Source organism: Streptomyces sp. NPDC053474 (assembly GCF_044544845.1).
Taxonomy (GTDB): Bacteria; Actinomycetota; Actinomycetes; order Streptomycetales; family Streptomycetaceae; genus Streptomyces.
Genome location: NZ_JBITXV010000005.1, coordinates 383,823 through 402,617, shown reverse-complemented (window position 1 = coordinate 402,617; position 18,795 = coordinate 383,823). Strand labels below are relative to the sequence as shown.

The 18,795-nt window shown below is 72.7% G+C and carries 13 protein-coding genes; 5 read left to right on the top strand and 8 right to left on the bottom strand.

Translation table 11 applies throughout. From position 1 onward, the window contains the following. Positions 1–78 precede the first annotated feature (78 nt). Together ACIG3E_RS14615 and ACIG3E_RS14610 are read right to left on the bottom strand one after the other, a co-directional pair. Positions 79–1,191: a GNAT family N-acetyltransferase gene (locus ACIG3E_RS14615; RefSeq protein WP_399615529.1), complete on the bottom strand. Its 1,113-nt coding sequence runs from the start codon at positions 1,189–1,191 to the stop codon at positions 79–81. Between the two features lie 9 nt (positions 1,192–1,200). Continuing rightward, positions 1,201–1,845: a hypothetical protein gene (locus ACIG3E_RS14610; protein WP_399615527.1), complete on the bottom strand. Its 645-nt coding sequence runs from the start codon at positions 1,843–1,845 to the stop codon at positions 1,201–1,203. 196 nt (positions 1,846–2,041) lie between these two features. On the opposite strand from ACIG3E_RS14610, the gene ACIG3E_RS14605 reads away from it, so the two are divergent. Further along, positions 2,042–2,719: a maleylpyruvate isomerase family mycothiol-dependent enzyme gene (locus tag ACIG3E_RS14605; protein WP_399615525.1), complete on the top strand. Its 678-nt coding sequence runs from the start codon at positions 2,042–2,044 to the stop codon at positions 2,717–2,719. Positions 2,720–2,751: 32 nt separating this feature from the next. Here ACIG3E_RS14605 and ACIG3E_RS14600 read toward each other — a convergent pair whose 3' ends face one another. Next, positions 2,752–3,681 (bottom strand): hypothetical protein, encoded by a 930-nt coding sequence (locus ACIG3E_RS14600; protein WP_399615523.1) that lies wholly within the window; start codon positions 3,679–3,681, stop codon positions 2,752–2,754. 175 nt (positions 3,682–3,856) lie between these two features. Between ACIG3E_RS14600 and ACIG3E_RS14595 the strand changes: the two genes are divergently transcribed. Both ACIG3E_RS14595 and ACIG3E_RS14590 read left to right on the top strand, forming a co-directional pair. After that, positions 3,857–6,109, top strand: coding sequence for a heavy metal translocating P-type ATPase (locus ACIG3E_RS14595; protein WP_399615521.1), 2,253 nt, complete (start codon positions 3,857–3,859; stop codon positions 6,107–6,109). A gap of 153 nt (positions 6,110–6,262) precedes the next feature. Then, positions 6,263–6,952: a copper homeostasis protein CutC gene (locus ACIG3E_RS14590; RefSeq protein ID WP_399615519.1), complete on the top strand. Its 690-nt coding sequence runs from the start codon at positions 6,263–6,265 to the stop codon at positions 6,950–6,952. Positions 6,953–6,961: 9 nt separating this feature from the next. Here ACIG3E_RS14590 and ACIG3E_RS14585 read toward each other — a convergent pair whose 3' ends face one another. Then, positions 6,962–9,109 (bottom strand): HelD family protein, encoded by a 2,148-nt coding sequence (locus tag ACIG3E_RS14585; protein WP_399615517.1) that lies wholly within the window; start codon positions 9,107–9,109, stop codon positions 6,962–6,964. 133 nt (positions 9,110–9,242) lie between these two features. On the opposite strand from ACIG3E_RS14585, the gene ACIG3E_RS14580 reads away from it, so the two are divergent. Next, positions 9,243–9,449 carry a hypothetical protein gene (locus ACIG3E_RS14580; RefSeq protein ID WP_171075778.1) on the top strand — a complete coding sequence of 69 codons (207 nt, stop codon included), beginning with the start codon at positions 9,243–9,245 and terminating at the stop codon, positions 9,447–9,449. Positions 9,450–9,463: 14 nt separating this feature from the next. On the opposite strand, the gene ACIG3E_RS14575 is transcribed toward ACIG3E_RS14580, so the two are convergent. From ACIG3E_RS14575 to ACIG3E_RS14560, 4 genes are all read right to left on the bottom strand, one after another. Continuing rightward, positions 9,464–11,104, bottom strand: coding sequence for a DNA repair helicase XPB (locus ACIG3E_RS14575; RefSeq protein WP_399615514.1), 1,641 nt, complete (start codon positions 11,102–11,104; stop codon positions 9,464–9,466). An 83-nt stretch (positions 11,105–11,187) separates the two neighbouring features. After that, on the bottom strand, positions 11,188–13,575 hold the full coding sequence (locus tag ACIG3E_RS14570) for a tetratricopeptide repeat protein (RefSeq protein ID WP_399615512.1): 2,388 nt from the start codon (positions 13,573–13,575) through the stop codon (positions 11,188–11,190). Beyond that, positions 13,572–15,200 (bottom strand): hypothetical protein, encoded by a 1,629-nt coding sequence (locus ACIG3E_RS14565; protein WP_399615510.1) that lies wholly within the window; start codon positions 15,198–15,200, stop codon positions 13,572–13,574. The genes ACIG3E_RS14570 and ACIG3E_RS14565 overlap by 4 nt, the downstream gene beginning before the upstream one ends. 81 nt (positions 15,201–15,281) lie before the next feature. Continuing rightward, positions 15,282–16,196: a GDSL-type esterase/lipase family protein gene (locus tag ACIG3E_RS14560; RefSeq protein WP_399615508.1), complete on the bottom strand. Its 915-nt coding sequence runs from the start codon at positions 16,194–16,196 to the stop codon at positions 15,282–15,284. 156 nt (positions 16,197–16,352) lie between these two features. On the opposite strand from ACIG3E_RS14560, the gene ACIG3E_RS14555 reads away from it, so the two are divergent. After that, positions 16,353–18,791 (top strand): helicase-associated domain-containing protein, encoded by a 2,439-nt coding sequence (locus tag ACIG3E_RS14555; RefSeq protein WP_399615506.1) that lies wholly within the window; start codon positions 16,353–16,355, stop codon positions 18,789–18,791. Positions 18,792–18,795 lie beyond the last annotated feature (4 nt).

Below are 18,795 nucleotides of genomic sequence, written 5' to 3'. Positions count from 1 at the left end.
GGCGCCCCGGGCCCACCCCTTCCCGATCTGGGGGCTCCGCCCCCGTACCCCCGTTTTTCGGCGCTTCGCGCCTCGTCCTCAAACGCCGGACGGGCTGAAACTGTCGCTGGGGCGGGCTGACATCGTGTAGGTCCGCTGGTTCTCGCGGTCGGTGGACCGTTCGAAGCCTGCCCTGCGCAGGACCGCCTCCGACGCCGTGTTGCCCTCGTCCACCACCGCGCGCAGGCCGGTGACGCCGGGCAGGCCGAGAGCCCAGGCGGCCAGCGCGCGCAGGGCCTCCGTGGCGTAGCCGTTGCCGCGGGCCGCGGGGGCCAGGTCGTAGCCGAGCTCCGCCCAGCCCTCGTGGTCGGGGGCGCCGTGGAAGCCCATGGCGCCCACCGCGACCTGGTCGGCGGTCCGCACGATCGCGTACGAGCCCCACTCGGGGCGGTGCGTGCCCGCCGCGTACGCCTGCGCGATCAGTCCGGCGCCGGTCCGCGTGCCCTCGCACGGGCCGCCCGCGATCCAGTCGAGGCCGCCGGTGCCGCCCGCGGCGAGGTCGGCGAGGGCCGGGGGCGCGAGCTCCAGGAGCGCCACGGGCCCGGCGGGCAGGTGGATCTGGTTGTGCCAGCGCCAGCGCTCCAGGCGGGACCGCCCCGGCAGGGTGCCCCGGCCCGTCGCCCACAGCAGCGTCCGCCAGTGCGACGCGCCGTCCCGGGCGGGCGGCACGTGCGGGAACTGCCAGGCGAGCAGGGCCTCGCAGAGCCGCTCCGGCGGCTCGTACGCCACCTCGAAGGCGCTCAGTACGTCGTACGTGTGCAGCAGCAGCTCCACGATGCCCATGGCGGCGAAGCCGTGCGCGTCCGCGCTGCCGTGCGGGAACGGGTGGAAGCCGCGCCCGCCCCTCGGCGTCGTGCGCACCACCGCCGCGAGCAGACCGGCCGACGCCTCGATGGCGTGCACCGCGTCCGCGGGGCCCGTGCCCTCGTCGAGGCGGATGTCGATCGGGACGTACGCGTCCTTCGCCCGTCCCGTGAGCTGGGCCGCGTACGCCGTGAAGTCGCTCACCACGTGCTCCGCCGTCGCCAGGCAGCTCCACTGGAGGCCGCCCGCGGGCCGCGTCCAGTCGTACTCCGCCGTCGCCACCGCGCGCAGCGCGCCGCAGGCGTGCGCCACCGCCTCGTCGATCTCGTCCGCACCCATCGTCAGCATGGCGCGAGGCTACGTGAGGAGCGCCAGTTCGGCCGACAGGTTTTCGCGCGCCGGGGCCTCCCAGTGCGCCGCCCCGTGCGGGGTGCGGAACAGCCTCGGCAGGGCCAGGAGTTGGCGCAGCACGTCCGCCCGGCCTTGGCGGAACGCCTCGTCCGGGACGAAGGCGTACTCCTCGCGGACCGCCGCCGCGTACGCCGCGTACGCGTCCGGGGACGCGGCCAGGATCGCCAGGTCCGCGTCGCACAGGACCTCGCCGTCGCGGTCGCCCTCGGCGGGGTCGTGGGTGACGGTGAGGCGGACCAGGCGGGCCACCTCCGCGGTGTCCTCGTCCGTCAGGCCCGCCTCCGGCAGGGCCCGCTCGGCCAGGCGGGCGCTGCGCTCCTCGTTCTCCGAGCGGTCCGGGGCGTAGACGGCGTCGTGGAACCAGGCGGCGAGCCGCACCAAGTGCGGGGCGTCCGCGTGCTGTTCCAGGGTGTCGATGTGGTCCAGGACGGTGGTGAGGTGGGTGATCGTGTGATAGCGGCGGTGCGGTTCGGCCCAGCGGGCCAGGAGGTTGTCCGCGTACGGTTCCGGGGCCGGGGCCGCGGGCCCTTGGCGGGCCTCGGCGAGTGTCCGGCACCAGCGGGCGCGCAGCGCGTCATGGAGGGTGGCCATGCCCCGACCCTACGCGGCCCTCCACGCCGCCCCCGCTCCTGCGAGGCCCTCCCCTGCGGGGCCTCTCCCACCCGCCCACCCGTTCCTGTCCCAGTGACCTGGCCCCGGCCCCGACCTTGCGGCTTGCCCGTGGGTGGGGGGAAGAGACGGTGTGGGGGCGTTGCCAAGTGGCGGTCGGGGGGGTTGGGTGGCCGACATGACGAGCGAGCCCTCGACGCCCGGCGCGGCGTTGGAATCCGACCGCCCCGGCCGACTCCTGCGTACCGAACGCGACGCCCTCATACCCCTCTTGCGCGCCGCGGACGACGCCGCGTTCGCCGTGCCCACCTGCTGCCCGGGCTGGACGGTCCGCCACGTGCTCGCCCACTGCGCGGCCGCGCTGACCCGGGTGATCGAGAGCCGGTTCGACGAGGGCGTGTTCACCGCCGAGGGCAACGACCGGGACATCGCCGAGCGTGCCGACTGGCCCGTCGCGCGCGTCGTGGACGAGCTGGAGCACGGCATGACGAACGCGGGCGCCGCCATCGCCGCGGGCAAGGGCCTGTTCGACGGGGTCGCGCTCGGCGAGTGGGTGCACGCCGGTGACGTACGGGACGCGTGGGGGCTGCCCGGTGCCTACGGCGGCGCGGGCCTCGGTGACGCGCTTCCGCTGCTCGCGGCCTTCAGCAGGCAGCGCGCCGCGCTGCCGCTGCACGCCGACGTCGACGGCCTGGACGAGCCGCTGATCCTCGGCGTGAGCGACGGCCGCAGGCCGCCCGCGCGGTACATCGGGGACGCGCCGACGCTGATCCGCCTTTACGCGGGACGGCCGCTGGGGGACGCCCGGTACGAGCTGGCGGGCGCGACGGAGGGCGAGCTGACGATCTTCGGCTGAGGCAGGCGGGGCCGGATCCGGGGCGGCGGGGCTCAGTGGCCGTGGCCGCCGGTGTCCTCGTGCCGGGCCTCGCCCCCGCCCGCCCGTACGGTGAACGCCGCCGTCCGCACCTTCCCCTCGTGCCGGAAGTCCAGGAACAGGCGGTACGTGCCCGCGCTCGGCGCCGTCGCCGTGAAGGAGACCTCCGGGCCCGGCTTCGTCGTGCCGTCGCCCGGCTCGCCGTTGGGGTGGACGTGGAGGTAGGCGAGGTCGCCGGAGCGCAGCGCGACCAGGTGGCCGTACGCGCCCAGATACGGCTGGAGGTCGGTGACGGGCTTGCCCCGGCGGGTGACGCGCAGGGTCAGTTCGCCCGGCTCGCCGGGGGTCAGGGCGCCGTCCAGGCGCACCTCGTAGCCGCCCGCGGTCTTCGCCGTGGACGACGGCTTCAGCGCGGGCGCGGGGGCGTACGCGCCCGTCACCGCCAGGTCCGCGCCGAGGGTCACCTTCTCCTTCGCCCGCTCGGGCCTGAAGTCCGCGAAGACGCGGTAGTCCCCGGCCTTCGGCAGCGTCGCGGGGGTCGTCCAGGTGCCGTCGGCGGCCCGGGTGGGGTGCAGGTGCCGGTACGTCGTCAGGTCGCGTGAGGCGACGATCAGGTGCAGCTCCTTGCCGTGGTCCTCGGCGTACCGGGTCACGGGGCGGCCCGAGTCCGTCAGGATCCTGAAGCGCAGGTCGGTGCGGTCGCCCGCCCGGGCGCGCGGGGTCCTCAGGTCCAGGGCGTAACCGTCGGCCGCGATCTGGAGGCCGCCCGGGGTGTGGTCCCCGCCCGCGCTCGGAGGGTCGCCCTTCGCCGTCTTCTCACCGTGTTCCTCGGTGTGCGCCACGGGCTTGCCCACCGTGTCGACGCTCGCGCCCACCGCGTACGTGGTGCCGAACGTCGCCGCGACGGCTGCGGCGAAGGCGGTGATCTTCAGTCCGGTGTTCATGGCGTCGGCTCCTTGTGACGGGGTCGCTGAATGCCTCCGACAATACCCCTAGGGGGTATGAAGTCAAGCCGTGATCCCTTCTTGCTTTCGGTACCCCCCGGGGGTATAAATGAGCCTCGTCAGGCATACCGGCCCCGGGTACCCCGGGCAGAGCGCGTCACGAGGAGCAGAGGACATGTCCACTACGCAGGTAGAACTCTCCATCGGCGGCATGACCTGCGCCTCCTGCGCGGCCCGCATCGAGAAGAAGCTGAACCGCATGGACGGCGTCGAGGCGAGCGTCAACTACGCCACGGAGAAGGCGAAGGTGAGCTTCGAGGGCGACGACCTCGCCGTGGCCGATCTGATCGCCACCGTGGAGGCCACCGGGTACACCGCGCAAGAACCCGCGCCGCCCCGCGCGGAGGAGGGAGGCGGGGGAGCGCCGGACGCCGAGGACGAGGACGCCGCGCTGCGGCCGCTGCGGCAGCGCCTTCTCACCGCCGTCCTGCTGTCCGTGCCCGTCATCGCCATGGCGATGGTCCCCGCCCTCCAGTTCACGTACTGGCAGTGGCTGTCCCTGACCCTCGCCGCGCCCGTGGTGACGTACGCCGCCTGGCCCTTCCACAAGGCGGCGTACACCAACGCCCGGCACGGCGCGGCCACGATGGACACGCTGATCTCGGTCGGCACGTCGGCCGCGTTCCTGTGGTCGCTGTGGGCGCTGTTCTTCGGCTCGGCCGGGGAGCCCGGCATGACGCACGCCTTCGAGCTGACCATCCAGCGCACCGACGGCGCCGGGAACATCTATCTGGAGGCCGCGGCGGGCGTCACCGCGTTCATCCTCGCCGGGCGGTACTTCGAGGCCCGCTCGAAGCGGAAGGCCGGAGCCGCGCTGAAGGCGCTGCTCGAACTGGGCGCCAAGGACGTCACCGTCCTTCGTAACGGGACTGAAAAGAACGTTCTAGTTAGCGAGTTGAAGGTCGGGGACCGGTTCCTCGTGCGGCCCGGCGAGAAGATCGCCACCGACGGGCGCGTGGTCGAGGGCGCCTCCGCCGTGGACGCCTCCATGCTCACCGGCGAGTCCGTGCCCGTGGAGGTCGGCGAGGGCGACGCCGTCACCGGCGCGACCCTGAACGTCGGCGGCCGACTGGTCGTCGAGGCGAGCCGCGTCGGCGCCGACACGCAGCTGGCCCGGATGGCCAAGCTCGTCGAGGACGCGCAGAACGGCAAGGCCGCCGCGCAGCGCCTGGCCGACCGCATCTCCGCGGTCTTCGTGCCCGTCGTCATCGCGCTCGCCGTCGCCACGCTGGGCTTCTGGCTCGGCAACGGCGTGGGCCTCACCGCCGCGTTCACCGCCGCCGTGGCCGTACTGATCATCGCCTGCCCGTGCGCCCTGGGCCTGGCCACGCCGACCGCGCTCATGGTCGGCACTGGGCGCGGCGCTCAGCTCGGCATCCTCATCAAGGGCCCCGAAGTCCTGGAGTCCACCCGCCGCGTCGACACGATCGTCCTGGACAAGACCGGCACCGTCACCACCGGCAAGATGACCCTCCTGGCCACGCACGTCGCCGAGGGCACCGACGAGGCGGACGTCCTGCGGCTCGCGGGCGCCCTGGAGCACGCCTCCGAGCACCCGATCGCCCAGGCCGTGGCCGCCGGAGCGGCCGCCGAGGTGGGCGCGCTGCCCACGCCCGAGGACTTCGCGAACGTCGCCGGGCTCGGCGTGCAGGGCGTCGTCGAGGGCCACGCGGTGCTCGTGGGGCGCGAGCAGCTGCTCGCCGAGTGGGTGATCCACCTGCCCGCGGAGCTGAAGGAGGCCAAGGACGCGGCCGAGGCGGCGGGCCGCACCGCCATCGCCGTCGCCTGGGACGGCGAGGCGCGGGCCGTGCTCGAAGTGGCCGACGCGGTGAAGGAGACCAGCCCCGAGGCCATCCGCCGGCTGCGTGAGCTCGGCCTCACGCCGATCCTGCTCACCGGTGACAACAAGGCCGTCGCCGCGTCCGTGGCCGCCGAGGTCGGCATCGCCCCCGAGCACGTCATCGCCGAGGTCCTGCCGCAGGACAAGGTCGACGTCGTCAAGCGCCTCCAGGGCGAGGGGCGTTCGGTGGCCATGGTCGGCGACGGCGTCAACGACGCGGCCGCCCTCGCCCGGGCCGACCTGGGCCTCGCGATGGGCACGGGCACGGACGCCGCGATCGAGGCGGGCGACCTGACGCTGGTCCGCGGTGACCTGCGCGCCGCCGCCGACGCGATCCGGCTCTCCCGCAAGACCCTCGGCACCATCAAGTCCAACCTCTTCTGGGCCTTCGCCTACAACGTGGCGGCGCTGCCGCTGGCCGCCGCGGGCCTGCTCAACCCGATGATCGCGGGCGCGGCCATGGCCTTCTCGTCGGTCTTCGTGGTCGGCAACAGCCTGCGGCTGCGCGGTTTCCAGCCACTGAGCTGACCCATCCGAGCCCGTATGGCTTGATCACCCCGGTGCGCCTCCGCCGCGCGCCGGGGTGATCTGCGCGTACCCTGGTAATTGGACTAGACCTGTGTTTCTGTGGTGCCCGCCGATACGACGTCGGCCCCACAGAAGGCCAGAAGGAAGGCACCCATGAGCAAGCGCGCACTCCTGGAGGTGATCGCCCTCGACGCCGAGGACGCGATCGCGGCCCAGGCCGGAGGTGCGGACCGGCTGGAACTGGTCACCGACATGGCCGCCGACGGCCTCACGCCGTCCCGCGCGGACTTCGCCGCGATCCGTGCCGCCGTGGACATCCCCCTGCGCGTCATGCTGCGCGTCGCCGACGGCTTCGCGGCCGGGGACGTCGACGAGCTGGTGCGCCGGGCGCGCGAGCTGCGCGCCGAGGGCGCCGACGAGTTCGTCCTCGGCTTCCTCGACGAGGCGGGCGGGGCCGACCTGGCCGCCGTCGAGGCAATCGTCGACGCGCTCGACGGCTGCCGCTGGACCTTCCACCGCGCCATCGACCGGGCCGCCGACCGCGACGCCCTGCGCAAGCAGCTCGCGGACCTGCCCGGACTCGACACGTACCTCACGGCGGGGGCCGCGGGCGGCGTCGACGAGGGGCTGCCCACGCTGGTGGGCGAGGCCGCGCGGGCCGGGGAGCCCGGGTACGAGCCGCGCATCCTCGTGGGCGGCGGGCTCCGGCTCGAACACCTCGCGCGGCTGAAGGCGGCGGGGCTCGACGCCTTCCACATCGGCGGCGCAGCCCGGCCCCACGGGTGGGGCCGGGCCCTGTCGGCCGAGTCCGTGGCCACCTGGCGCGCGGCCGTCGACGCCTGAGCCCCGGCGTCAGCCCAGGGCCGGGGGCAGGGCCCCGGTGTGGAGCACCGTGAGGCCCGAGACGGCTCGGGTCAGGGCCACGTACAGGCGGCGCAGGCCGGTGCGTTCGTCGGGCTCGTCGGCCACCACGGCGGCGGGCTCGTCGAGCACCACGTAGTCGTACTCAAGGCCCTTGGCCAGCGAGGCGGGCACGAGGGTGAGCCGGGCCTCGGCGGTCGTCTCCTCGCCGGGCGAGAGGTACGGGACGCCCGCCGCGTCCAGGGCCCCGGCGAGCGCGGCGATCCGCGCGTCCGCCGCGATGAGGCCGATGGACCCCTCGCGCCGCAGCGACGCGGCGCAGGCGTCGAGCACCGCCGCGTCCAAACCGTCGGCCGCGACCTCGCGCACTTCCAGGGAGCCCGGCGACTCACGGACCGACGCGACCTCCGTCAGGCCAGGCGCGATCGCGGGCAGCAGCCGTGACGCGTACGCGATGACCTCGCGCGGCACGCGGAAACCGGCGGTCAGCTCCTCCACCACCGCGTCCTGCTTGCCCAGGTGGCCGAGCGCCTCGGCCCACGTCGGCGTCGCCCACGGCGTGGTGCCCTGCGCCAGGTCGCCGAGGACGGTGACGGAGCCGGTCGTGCAGCGGCGGCCCACCGCGCGGTACTGCATGGGGGAGAGGTCCTGTGCCTCGTCGAGGACGACGTGGCCGAGGGAGTGGGTGCGGGCGACGAGGTCCGAGGCCTCGTCGATCAACACCGCGTCCGCTGCGGACCACTTGGTGCTCTTCGGCGTCCGCGCGGGCTTCGCCCACAGGACCGCCTGCTGCTCCTCCTCCGAGAGGATCCCCTCGGCGTGCGCGGCGAGGAACTCCGCGTCGGCGAGCAGCCGGTGCACGAGCTTCGCCGGGTCGACCGGCGGCCAGATCGCCTTGACGGCGGCCTTCACCGCCGCGTTGCGGGCCACCGCGTCCTGCACGCGGTCGTCGGGGGCCTCCCCGGACCGCTCCATCTGGACGAGCACGGCGTGCGCGATCCGCTGCGGCAGCGCCTCGCGCGCCGCGCCGTAGCGCATGTCGCGGGCCTGCAACTCCCGCACGATGTCGTCGAGTTCGTACGACGGTACGCGCCAGCGCCGGGAGCCGCGGACGACCACGACGCCCTCGGTGGGCGGCGTGACGTGCGAGCGCACCGCGCGCCGCAGCACCTCGGCCATGCGGGCGTCGCCCTTGACCAGGGCGGCGGCCGGGTCGTCCGTGCCCCGCACCTCCACGTGCGCCACCAGGTCGTCGACGGTGGCCTGCTTGACCTCCAGCTCGCCGAGCGCGGGCAGGACCTGCTCGATGTAGTGCAGGAAGGAACGGTTCGGCCCGATGACGAGCGTGCCCGTGCGGGCGAGCCGCTCGCGGTGGGCGTAGAGGAGGTAGGCGACGCGGTGCAGGCCGACCGCGGTCTTCCCCGTGCCGGGGCCGCCCTGCACGCACACCGAACCGGCGAGCCCGCCGCGGACGATCTCGTCCTGCTCGGGCTGGATCGTCGCCACGATGTCGCGCATCGGGCCCACGCGCGGGCGCTCGATCTCCTCCTGGAGCAGCTTGCTGACCTGCTCGGCCTCGGTCGCGTCCGTGAGGTGCTCGTCCTCGTACGCGGTCAGCTCGCCGCCGGTGTACCCGAAGCGGCGGCGCAGCGTGACGTCCATCGGGTCCTTCTTGGACGCCCGGTAGAACGGCTGCGACACGGGGGCGCGCCAGTCGATGACCATGGGGTCGCCGTGGGCGTCGTGCACGTGCCGCCGCCCGATGTAGAACCGCTCGCCCTCGGCTCCCTCGGCCTCCTCGGCCCCCGGCGCGTGCGCGTAGTCGAGGCGGCCGAAGAACAGCGGGGTGTGCGCGAGGTCCGCGAGGGCCTTGATCCGGTCGTCGATCTGGCCCTGGAGGACCTCGGCGTTGACCCAGTTCGCGGTGACGTCGCGGATGTCCAGGGCCTCGACGTCCTCCCGCATGGCGCGCAGCGCGGCGCGGGAGGACGTCAGATGGGCCCGCTCGCGGGCGAGCGGGTCGGCGGATACGGCGTTCACGGGGGCTGCCTCCGGTGACGGGGGAAGGAGGAATCCTAGGTGAGCCGCAGGGAGCGGCACCAACGGATTTCCTGGTCCGGAAGCCGAACCCTGACTCATCCCTGAGACGGGCCTCAGGGTCGCCGTCCATCCGGAGGTGTAGAGGGCGCGGGCCCGGAGTCGTACCGGTGGACACGGACGGTTAGACCCGCAGGCCGATGTCCGCGGGCGCCCCGGGAACGACCATGGAGACATGAGCAGCGCAGTCATCACCCCCGCGTCCCTGTCCGCCCCCTCCAGCGGCCCGCGCCGCGCCGACGGCGCGACCGCCGTCTCCGAGGCCCACCGCCCGCACCGCGTCGGCGACGCCCTGCGCGCCGCGAAGGTCTTCATGGGCGCCGTCGTCGGCGTCGTCGTCCTCGGGGAGTACGCGGAGGAGGCGGGCGTCCGCCGCCGCTGACGTCGAGCCCCGGTTCACTCCGCGAGCAGCGCCTCCGCGTCGACGATGCGGTACGCGTACCCCTGCTCCGCCAGGAACCGCTGGCGGTGCGCGGCGAAGTCCTGGTCGATGGTGTCGCGGGCGACCACGGAGTAGAAGTGCGCCTGGTGGCCGTCGGCCTTCGGGCGCAGCACGCGGCCGAGGCGCTGGGCCTCCTCCTGCCGCGAGCCGAAGGTGCCCGAGACCTGGATGGCGACGGTCGCCTCCGGCAGGTCGATGGAGAAGTTGGCGACCTTCGACACCACGAGCACGGAGATCTCGCCCTCGCGGAAGGCGTCGAAGAGCTTCTCGCGCTGGGCGTTGGACGTCTCGCCCTTGATCACGGGCGCGTTCAGATGCTCGCCCAACTCGTCCAGCTGGTCGATGTACTGGCCGATGACGAGGATCTGCTGCCCCGCGAACTTCCGGACGATCGCCTCCGTCACCTTCCGCTTCGTGGCCGTCGTCGCGCAGAAGCGGTACTTCTCCTCGGCCTCCGCGGTGGCGTAGGAGAGCCGCTCGCTGTCGGTGAGGTTGACGCGCACCTCCACGCAGTCGGCGGGCGCGATGTATCCCTGCGCCTCGATCTCCTTCCACGGCGCGTCGAAGCGCTTGGGCCCGATCAGCGAGAACACGTCCGACTCGCGCCCGTCCTCGCGGACGAGGGTCGCGGTGAGCCCGAGGCGGCGCCGCGCCTGGAGGTCGGCGGTGAACTTGAAGACGGGCGCGGGCAGCAGGTGCACCTCGTCGTAGAGGATCAGCCCCCAGTCGCGGGAGTCGAAGAGCTCCAGGTGCGGGTAGATGCCCTTCCGCTTGGTCGTCAGGACCTGGTACGTGGCGATCGTGACGGGCCGGATCTCCTTCTTCGTACCGCTGTACTCGCCGATCTCGTCCTCGGTGAGCGAGGTGCGCTTGATCAGCTCGTGCTTCCACTGGCGGGCGGAGACGGTGTTCGTGACGAGGATCAGCGTGGTCGCCTTCGCCTCGGCCATGGCACCCGCGCCGACGAGGGTCTTGCCCGCGCCGCAGGGCAGCACGACGACGCCGCTGCCGCCGTGCCAGAAGCCCTCGACGGCCTGGCGCTGGTAGGGCCGCAGCGCCCAGCCGTCCTCGTTGAGGTCGATCTTGTGGGCCTCGCCGTCGACGTACCCGGCGAGGTCCTCGGCGGGCCAGCCCAGCTTGAGCAGCGTCTGCTTGATCTGGCCGCGCTCGGAGGGGTGCACGACGACCGTGTCCGGGTCGATCCGGGCGCCCACGAGCGGCTGGACCTTCTTCGACCGCAGGATCTCTTCCAGGACCGGCCGGTCGGTGGTGGTGAGCACGAGGCCGTGCGTCGGGTGCTTGCTGAGCGTGAGGCGGCCGTAGCGGGCCATCGTCTCGGCGACGTCGACGAGCAGCGCGTGCGGCACCGGATACCGCGAGAACTCCACGAGGGCGTCCACGACCTGCTCGGCGTCGTGCCCCGCCGCCCGCGCGTTCCACAGCCCGAGCGGCGTCACGCGGTACGTGTGGATGTGCTCCGGGGCGCGTTCCAGCTCGGCGAACGACGCGATGGCACGACGGCAGGCGTCGGCCCGCTCGTGGTCGACCTCCAACAGGAGCGTCTTGTCCGACTGGACGATGAGGGGTCCGTTCACGACTCTCAGGGCCCTTTCTGCTGCGATCACTGCTGGAGATCAGCCGGGCGGCCAAACCTCCAGTGTGCCGCATGCGCGAGCGATCACATGCGGCTCTCAGCGGGGCGCATGACGCCTCCGGTCCGCTTTCGCACCTGGTCGACGAGGTCGAGCGCCTCGATGGAGCCCGGCGTATCGCCGGTCTGGTGATACAGATCGGCAGCCAGCTCCAGGTTCTGCAGGGCCTCGGTGTTGTGGCCTTGCCGGAAGAGCGCGTGGGCGAGGTTCTTGAGCTCGGTTGCCAAGCCGTGATCGTCTCTGGCGTCGAGAAACACTTCCAGAGCGAGGGTGTGCAGCCGTGTGGCCTTGTGCCACTTGTTCTGTGCCTGCCGTACCTGGGCCATATTGCCCAAGATCATCGCTTCGCCGTGGCGGTTTCCCAGGCGGCGGAAGATGTCCAGGGCCTCACGTTGTGCGGTGAGGGCTGCTTCGGGCTCTCCGATGGAGAGTAGTGCGCTGGCGAGATTGGACAGCTCGACTGCTCTGTCGTGGGGCATGAGCAGGCCATCGGCAATGTCGAGCGCACGCTTGTGCAACTCCACGGCTCGCTCGGCCTCTCCGGCGTTGCGCGTCACCTTGGCCAGGCCGCCCAGAGCCTGGGCGCAACTACGCAGGTCACCCTGGGTCTGAAAGATCTTCGCAGCCTTACGGAAGGCGCGGGAAGCTTCCTCTGGACGGCCCATCTCGATCAAGGTCTCGCCGGTGTTGCTCAGAGCGCTCGCTACTCCACTCCGGTCACCGGCACGCTTGAACAGCTGTGCCGCCTGGGTGTGGGCCGCTACGGCCCGCTCGAATTCACGCTGCTCGTGGAGCGACAGTCCGAGGTTGTTCAGGGCGCCGGCCAGAGCTTGGGGCTTCTTCAGCCGACGGCAGATCTTGATGGCCTTGTAGTGCGCACGAACGGACTTCCGCAGTTTGCGCATGTCCCGAAGCACTACACCGAGTGAACTCAGCAGACCGGCTTCGCGGTAGCTGTCCCCGTCCCTTCGGCTCGATCTGACGCCTGCGGTCAATACCTGCCTGGCGTCCTCCAGGTATCGCATCTCCGTCAGGAACTGCGCGACGGGCCCCGCCAGGGCCGCGCACGTCAGATCGTCGCCGACCTGATGGGCCCAGGAGGCCGCTGCGACCAGTGTGCGTCGCTCAGCCTCGAGCCATCGCAGCGCACTGGCTCGATCAGCGAATCGAGGCTCCGCCCTTGAGTGCGGTTCCGCGGGGGCGAAGAGCCTTTCGCAGGCCAGGGTGGTCATCTCGTGGAAATGGACGAACAGGTTCATGAGCCCTTCGCCCCAAGAGTCGTTGCCCGACTGGAGCAGCTGCCAGGAGTAGAGACGCACGAGACTGTGTTGTTGCCAGCGGCCGTACGGTTCTCGTGCTTCGACCAGATGCCTACGGGCCAGGGCCAGCAGGAGCTGCTCGGTGTCCTTGGCACTCCGGCCGTACAGCTGCGCCGAGGCTTCGGTGGAGAAGTCCGCCCCGGGATGCAGGCACATCAGCCGGAAGAGCTTGGCCTGCTCTTTGGTGAGCCTCTGATAGGACAGGTCGAACGCTGCGGTCACAGCCCGGTTCTCGCGGCTCAGCATGGGGAGTCGCGAGTGCGCGTCCTTCAAGTCCCGGCACAGGTCGGACAGAGGGCGGGTCGGCACGTCCACGAGCAAGGACACCAGGATGCGGAGGGCCAGTGGCAGGCCGCCGCACAGCTTGACGAGCTGGTCGGCCTCGGCGACCTCGTCATCCACCCTCGCGTCTTCAGGCAGAGCGGTACGGAGAGCGTCGCCCAGCAGTTCTCGCCCTTCCTCTAGGGAAAGCTCCCGCAACGTCAGCGTTAGGGCGTCCAAATCCGCAAGGGAGTGCCGTGAGGTCACGAGCGTGGCCGTACTCCCATCGCCGGGCAAGAGGTAGCGAATCTTGTCTGTGGGGGGTACGTCGTCCAGGACGACCAGAACGCGTCGCCCGGCGGCAGCCAGGGCGCCGAGCGCAGAGCGGTACATGAGAGCGCGTTCCTCGATCCCCGGAGGAATGTGCTCCGGGGGAATGCTGAGCGCCCGAAGGAAGGTACCGAGCACACTCTTCGGGGATACCTTGCGCTTGGCGTCGTAGCCGTGCAGGTCGGCGAAGAGGACCCCGCCGGAGAACCAGCCTTCTTCCCGTAGCGCTCGGTGGGCGGCTTGGAGCACGAACTCGCTCTTGCCCACCCCCGCCAACCCGGTGACCGCCACGGTACTGGCCATCTCGCCCGGCGCTGCCGGTGCCATGACCGTGAGGACCTGCTCCATCTGGGCGCGGCGCCCCGCGAAGGTCGTCGACCGTCGGGGAAGTCCGGCGAGCGCGGGGTCCGGGCGGTCCGGCAGCGTCAAGGTGACGGTCTGCCCCTGGACGACGAAGCCGAAGAAGACTCCTCCGCTGATGTGGTTCTCGGTTCTGTCGGTCATGCCCCGGCCTGCTGGTGTCGGGTGACGGCCCTGCTGAAGGCGAGGACCTCGGCCATGGTGAACAGGCTTCTGTTCTCCTCAGTGACCACGTATCCGACCTCACGCCAGGCGTGGAGGAACGCGGGGTCGATTCCGATCTCGGCCGCGCGCCCTGCCATCTCCAACAACTTGTTGTCGAAGTGCTCCCTGGTGAGGCGGGTGGGTTCGTCGGCATCGGGATCGAAGAACACCGGGTCGCCGGGCCCCGGCTCTCGGCCGAACTTCTCTCGGAAGAACTCCAGTTGACGCTCTAGATCGTTCTGTAATTTGGGGGACATCCGAATCACGGAGCTACCGTCCGCGTTCCAGATGCGTTCGCCCGCGCGTTCGGCGTGATGCTGCGGTCCCGTAGCCTCACGGGACTTCTTGCGGAGTTTGTGCAGCACCGCATCGCGCACGGCTTCACGGCGCTCGGTCCATCGCTCGTCAGGCTCGTCCTGCGAGCTGTCCGTGTCGTCGATGTCGTCCGGCTCGTCGAGGTCGGCAGCGCTCAGGCGGGCGGCGTTGAGGCGCATTCTGGTGTGCATGCCCGCCCAGTCCAGTAGGTCCGGCGTGACCACTGTTCCTTGCATGGACACTTTGGAGATCCCCAGCTCGAAGGCCAGGCGCGGTAGGGCAAGACCGGGAGAACTGGTCCAGAGGAGGGCCTCGGAGGGGATCGGCTCGGTGAAGGCGGGCATGGCGAAGAGACAACCGAGGGTCTCGGAGACGGACATCTCAAGCCCGGGAGCAACAAGGAGGACATCGAGCACCGGTACCAGCGGCGATGCCTCGTCCAGGGAGAGCGCCCACATCGAGGCGTGCTCGCCCATGTCCTCCAGAGGTTCACCGGGCTTTGCCATGAGCGCCGCGTACAAAGCCGGCAGCAGCGCCCCGGATTCCTCCTGCACTGGCAGCCCGGCCTCATGAAATCGACGTAGCCCGTCGCAGAGGATGCCTTGAGGTGTGCCATCAGGCCACACATCCTCTTCCATGGCCTTCCAGAACCGCCTGACCCGCTTCTTCGCGTCTTTCGGCGGCTCCGGGAACCGCAGCTCCGGAGATGGTCCGAAGACCGCGCGGCAGCCCTGGAGGGCCGCATCGGGCAGCAGTCGCCGGGGCAGACGGCGCTCGTCGAGTCCGGCCGCCTCAAGTCGACCGACGAGCGCCAGCAACAGCTCTCCGTCGTCCACCGGGATACCCAGTTCTTCGCTCGCCGAGACGGCTTCACGGACGAAGCGCAGGATGCCCTTCCCGTGCACTGTGCCTCGTAACAGGCGCAGCCACGCGTCACGCGCGTTGGCGAACTCGAACTCGTCACGGAAGTTCCTTGGCCAGGCCGTGCCCAGGAAGAGCACGTCCAAGGGGTCGGTCTCCTGCCACCAGTCCGGATCGGTCCCCTCCTGCTGGGCGAACCCCAGCCCCGCGTAACCGAACGCATAGGCACCGGCCAGGCTTAGCTTCCCCGGCTTGTTGGAGCGCAGCAGCCGCTCCAGTGCCTGCTCGCCTACAGCTCGCGGGTCACCCCTGCCCGTGCCGTGGGCTGCGGCGGCCGGGGGTGTTCGCCGTGCCAGCCGTTCCCGCTTCTTCCTCGATGCTTTGCCCACGATGCCCCTCCCGTTCGCCTGTACCGCCCTTCCCGGACGTAAGGATGACGCATCTCAGCGGTCGCTCGCGGGACTCCGGGTTCAGCCGGTCAGGGTGGTCAGGTGGACCGAGAGGGTCTTGTGGCCCTCGGGGGTGGGGTGGAGGCCGTCGGTGAGGAGGTCGGGGCGGGTGTGGAGGGGGTGCCACAGGTCGAGGAAGTCGATGTGGTGCGCGGCGCACCAGGAGCGCAGGTCCTCGCGCAGCTGGAGGGCGCGGGCCTCGGTGAAGCACAGGCCCTCGTAGTCGGCGGTCCTGGACTCGTCGAGCCAGAGGGGGCCCGCGACGACGAGCCGGGCGTTGTGGGCGTGGGCCGCGGCGGCCAGGGTGCCGAGGTGGTCCGCGAGCCGGTCGAGGCCGCCGGGCAGCGCGGAGTCGTTGATGCCAGCGGCGACCAGGAGGGTGTCGGGCAGCCGGGGTGCGAGGAGCGCGGGCGTCTGCGCGGCGACGTCGGCGAGGGTGCTGCCGGGGATGGCCAGGTTGAAGACGCGGTGGGCGCTCTCGTCCGCGGCGATGTGGGCGGACGCCAGGTGCGCGGCCCAGCCGCCGTACGGGTCGCAGCGGCCGTAGGCGATGCTGTCGCCGACGATGACGATGCGCGCGGCCGGGCGCAGCGGCCGCGCGTCGAGATAGGCCCAGGCGCTCTCGCCGGAGGTGAGGAGGACCCGCCGCCGCACGTAGTCGTCGACCTCGTAGGCGTCGGCCGCGGCGAGGTCGGCGTCGGTCAGGCGGAGGACGGCGCCCTCGACCTCGGCGCCGACGCGGCGCTCCAGGGTCAGGTGCACGTCCAGGCCGCTGGTGGCGATGACGTCCGGGTCGGTGATGGTCAGGGGCCTGGTCGCGTACCCGGCGAGGGCCGCGGGGGAGCTGGGCACGGCCCGGCCGAACAGGGTCGTCTGGACGTGCTCGTCCAGGAGAGTGCCGAAGGAGAACAGGGCGTGCGGGCGGGACTCGGACACCGGAGCTGCCATCACCTTTCTAGAAAGAACGTTCTAGCCAGTCTAATGATGGGTCCGCCCCCGGCCGCCCGTGGGGGCGCGCGACCCCGCTCGCCCGCCGGGGCGCGTACGGCACGGCACACCGGCGCCCGCCGGTGACCCGCTACCGTTGCCAGGATGAGTACCCCGGAAGCCCCCCGTTCCCTTGCGGAAGCCCTCCGGGCGAGCGACGACGCGACGCTCGTCGCGCTGTTGCGATCCCGGCCCGACCTCGTCAGCCCCGTGCCCAACGACCTGACGCAGCTGGCCACCCGCGCGGGCACGCGGGCGTCGGTGGTACGTGCCCTGGAACGCCTCGACCGGTTCGCGCAGCAGGCCGCCGAGGCCCTGGCCGTGGCCCCGGACCCGGCGTCGTACGAGGAACTCGCGGGGCTGCTCGCGCCCGCGCCGGGCGAGGCCGTCGACCGGGCCCTGACGACGCTGCGCGGGCAGGCGCTCGTCTGGGGCGCGGAGAGCCGCCTGCGCCTGGTGCGCACCGCGCGCGAACTGCTCGCGCCGACACCGCAGCGGCCCTCGCCGACGGGGCTCGGCCCGACGGTCGCGGAGGCCACGGCGGGCATGTCGCCGGGCCGGGTGCAGAGCGTCGTCACGGCCGCCGGGCTCGCCTCCACGCACGACGCGGTGTCGGCCGTGGAGTCCCTCACCGCGCTCTTCACCGACCAGCAGCGGATGTCCCGCCTCCTCGACGAGGCGCCCGCCGAGTCCGTCGAGGTCCTGTCCCGGCTCGTGTGGGGCCCGCCGTACGGGCAGGTCACCGCGGACCCGGCCCCCCATCTGCGGTGGCTGCTCGACCGGGGCCTGCTGCTCCCGACCGCGCCGGGCACGGTCGTCCTGCCCCGCGAGGCCGCGCTGCACCTGCGCGGGGGCCGCGCCCACCGCGTCCTCGAACCGTCGCCCCCGGCGGTGGAGGTCGCGCGCGAACACCGTCCACAGGTGGTGGACGCGACGGCGGCCGGGCAGGCCTACACCGCGCTCGCCACCGTCGAGGAGCTGCTCAAGGACTGGGACGAGGGCGGCCCCGCCGTCCTGCGCGCGGGCGGCCTGAGCGTCCGGGACCTGAAGCGGACCGCCGTCGCCCTGGACGTGGCGGAGCCCCAGGCCGCGTTCTGGGTCGAACTGGCCTACGCCGCCGGGCTCCTGGCCGCCGACGGCGAGGCCGACGAGCGCTACGCCGCGACCCCCGCCTACGACAGCTGGCAGGAGCTGCCCGCCGCCGAGCGCTGGGCCCGGCTCGCCACCGCCTGGTACGAGGCCACCCGCACCCCCGGCCTCGTCGGCGGGCGCGACAGCAAGGACCGCACCCTGTCCGCGCTCGGCCCGGGGCTCGACCGCTCCGCCGCGCCCGAGGTGCGCCACCGCGTCCTGACCCTCCTCGCCGACCTGCCCGAAGGCGCCGCGCCCGCCGAGGAGTCCGTGCTCGACCGGCTGCGCTGGGAGCGCCCCTCCGGCGGCGGCCCCACCGAGCCGCGGGCCCGCCTGGCCCGGTGGACGCTGGCCGAGGCGGAGCTCCTCGGCGTCACCGGGCGCGGGGCGCTCGCCGCCCACGGCCGCGCGCTGCTCGCCGGGCGGCCCCCCGCGGACCCCCTCGCGCAGGGCGCGCCCCCGTCCGCCGCCGAGCGCGCCGCCGCCGGTGCCGAGGCCGCCCGGATCCTCGCCCCGCTGCTCCCCGAACCCCTCGACCACGTGCTGCTCCAGGCCGACCTCACCGCGGTCGCCCCGGGGCCGCTGCGACGCCCCCTCGCGGACGCCCTCGCCGTGCTTGCCGACGTGGAGTCCAAGGGCGGCGCCACCGTCTACCGGTTCACGCCGGGCTCCGTGCGCCGCGCGCTCGACACCGGGCAGAGCGCGTCCGACCTGCACGCGTTCCTCGCCGCGCACTCCCGTACGCCCGTCCCGCAGCCCCTCGCGTACCTCATCGACGACGTGGCCCGCAGGCACGGCCATCTGCGCGTCGGCGCCGCCTCCGCGTACGTGCGGTGCGACGACGAGGGCGTACTCGACGAGATCCTCGCGGACAAGCGGGCCCACGGGCTGCGGCTCCGGCGGCTCGCGGGCACCGTGCTCGCCGCCCAGGCCGACCCCGCCACGCTCCTCGAAGGGCTGCGCGCCATGGGCTTCGCGCCCGCCGCCGAGAGCGCCGAGGGCGACGTCCTGATCACCCGCGCGCACAGCCACCGGACGCCGCCGCGCACCGCCCCCGAGCCGGTTCCCGACGGGCCGCCGCTGCCCGACGCCACGCTCATCGACGCCGCCGTACGCGCCATCCGCGCCGGGGACCTCGCCTCCACGACCCCGCGCAAGGCGGCGCCCGCCGCGACCGGCGAACTGCCCCGCACCACGTCCGCCGAGACCCTCGCCACCGTGCAGGCCGCCGTCCTCACCGGGGAGGCCCTGTGGATCGGCTACGTCAACGCCGAAGGCGCGGCGAGCCAGCGCGTCATCGCGCCGGTCCGGGTCGAGGGCGGCTTCGTCACCGCGTACGACCACACGGCGGACGAGGTCCGCACCTACCCGCTGCACCGCGTCACGGGCGTCGCGGAGCTCGCCGACGACTGACGCC

Coding starts and splice junctions, on each gene's coding strand:
- ACIG3E_RS14570 (WP_399615512.1), bottom strand. CDS start 13,575: ATGACCGACAGAACCGAGAACCACATCAGCGGAGGAGTCTTCTTCGGC.
- ACIG3E_RS14590 (WP_399615519.1), top strand. CDS start 6,263: ATGAGCAAGCGCGCACTCCTGGAGGTGATCGCCCTCGACGCCGAGGAC.
- ACIG3E_RS14555 (WP_399615506.1), top strand. CDS start 16,353: ATGAGTACCCCGGAAGCCCCCCGTTCCCTTGCGGAAGCCCTCCGGGCG.
- ACIG3E_RS14585 (WP_399615517.1), bottom strand. CDS start 9,109: ATGAGTCAGGGTTCGGCTTCCGGACCAGGAAATCCGTTGGTGCCGCTC.
- ACIG3E_RS14610 (WP_399615527.1), bottom strand. CDS start 1,845: ATGGCCACCCTCCATGACGCGCTGCGCGCCCGCTGGTGCCGGACACTC.
- ACIG3E_RS14615 (WP_399615529.1), bottom strand. CDS start 1,191: ATGCTGACGATGGGTGCGGACGAGATCGACGAGGCGGTGGCGCACGCC.
- ACIG3E_RS14580 (WP_171075778.1), top strand. CDS start 9,243: ATGAGCAGCGCAGTCATCACCCCCGCGTCCCTGTCCGCCCCCTCCAGC.
- ACIG3E_RS14600 (WP_399615523.1), bottom strand. CDS start 3,681: ATGAACACCGGACTGAAGATCACCGCCTTCGCCGCAGCCGTCGCGGCG.
- ACIG3E_RS14595 (WP_399615521.1), top strand. CDS start 3,857: ATGTCCACTACGCAGGTAGAACTCTCCATCGGCGGCATGACCTGCGCC.
- ACIG3E_RS14605 (WP_399615525.1), top strand. CDS start 2,042: ATGACGAGCGAGCCCTCGACGCCCGGCGCGGCGTTGGAATCCGACCGC.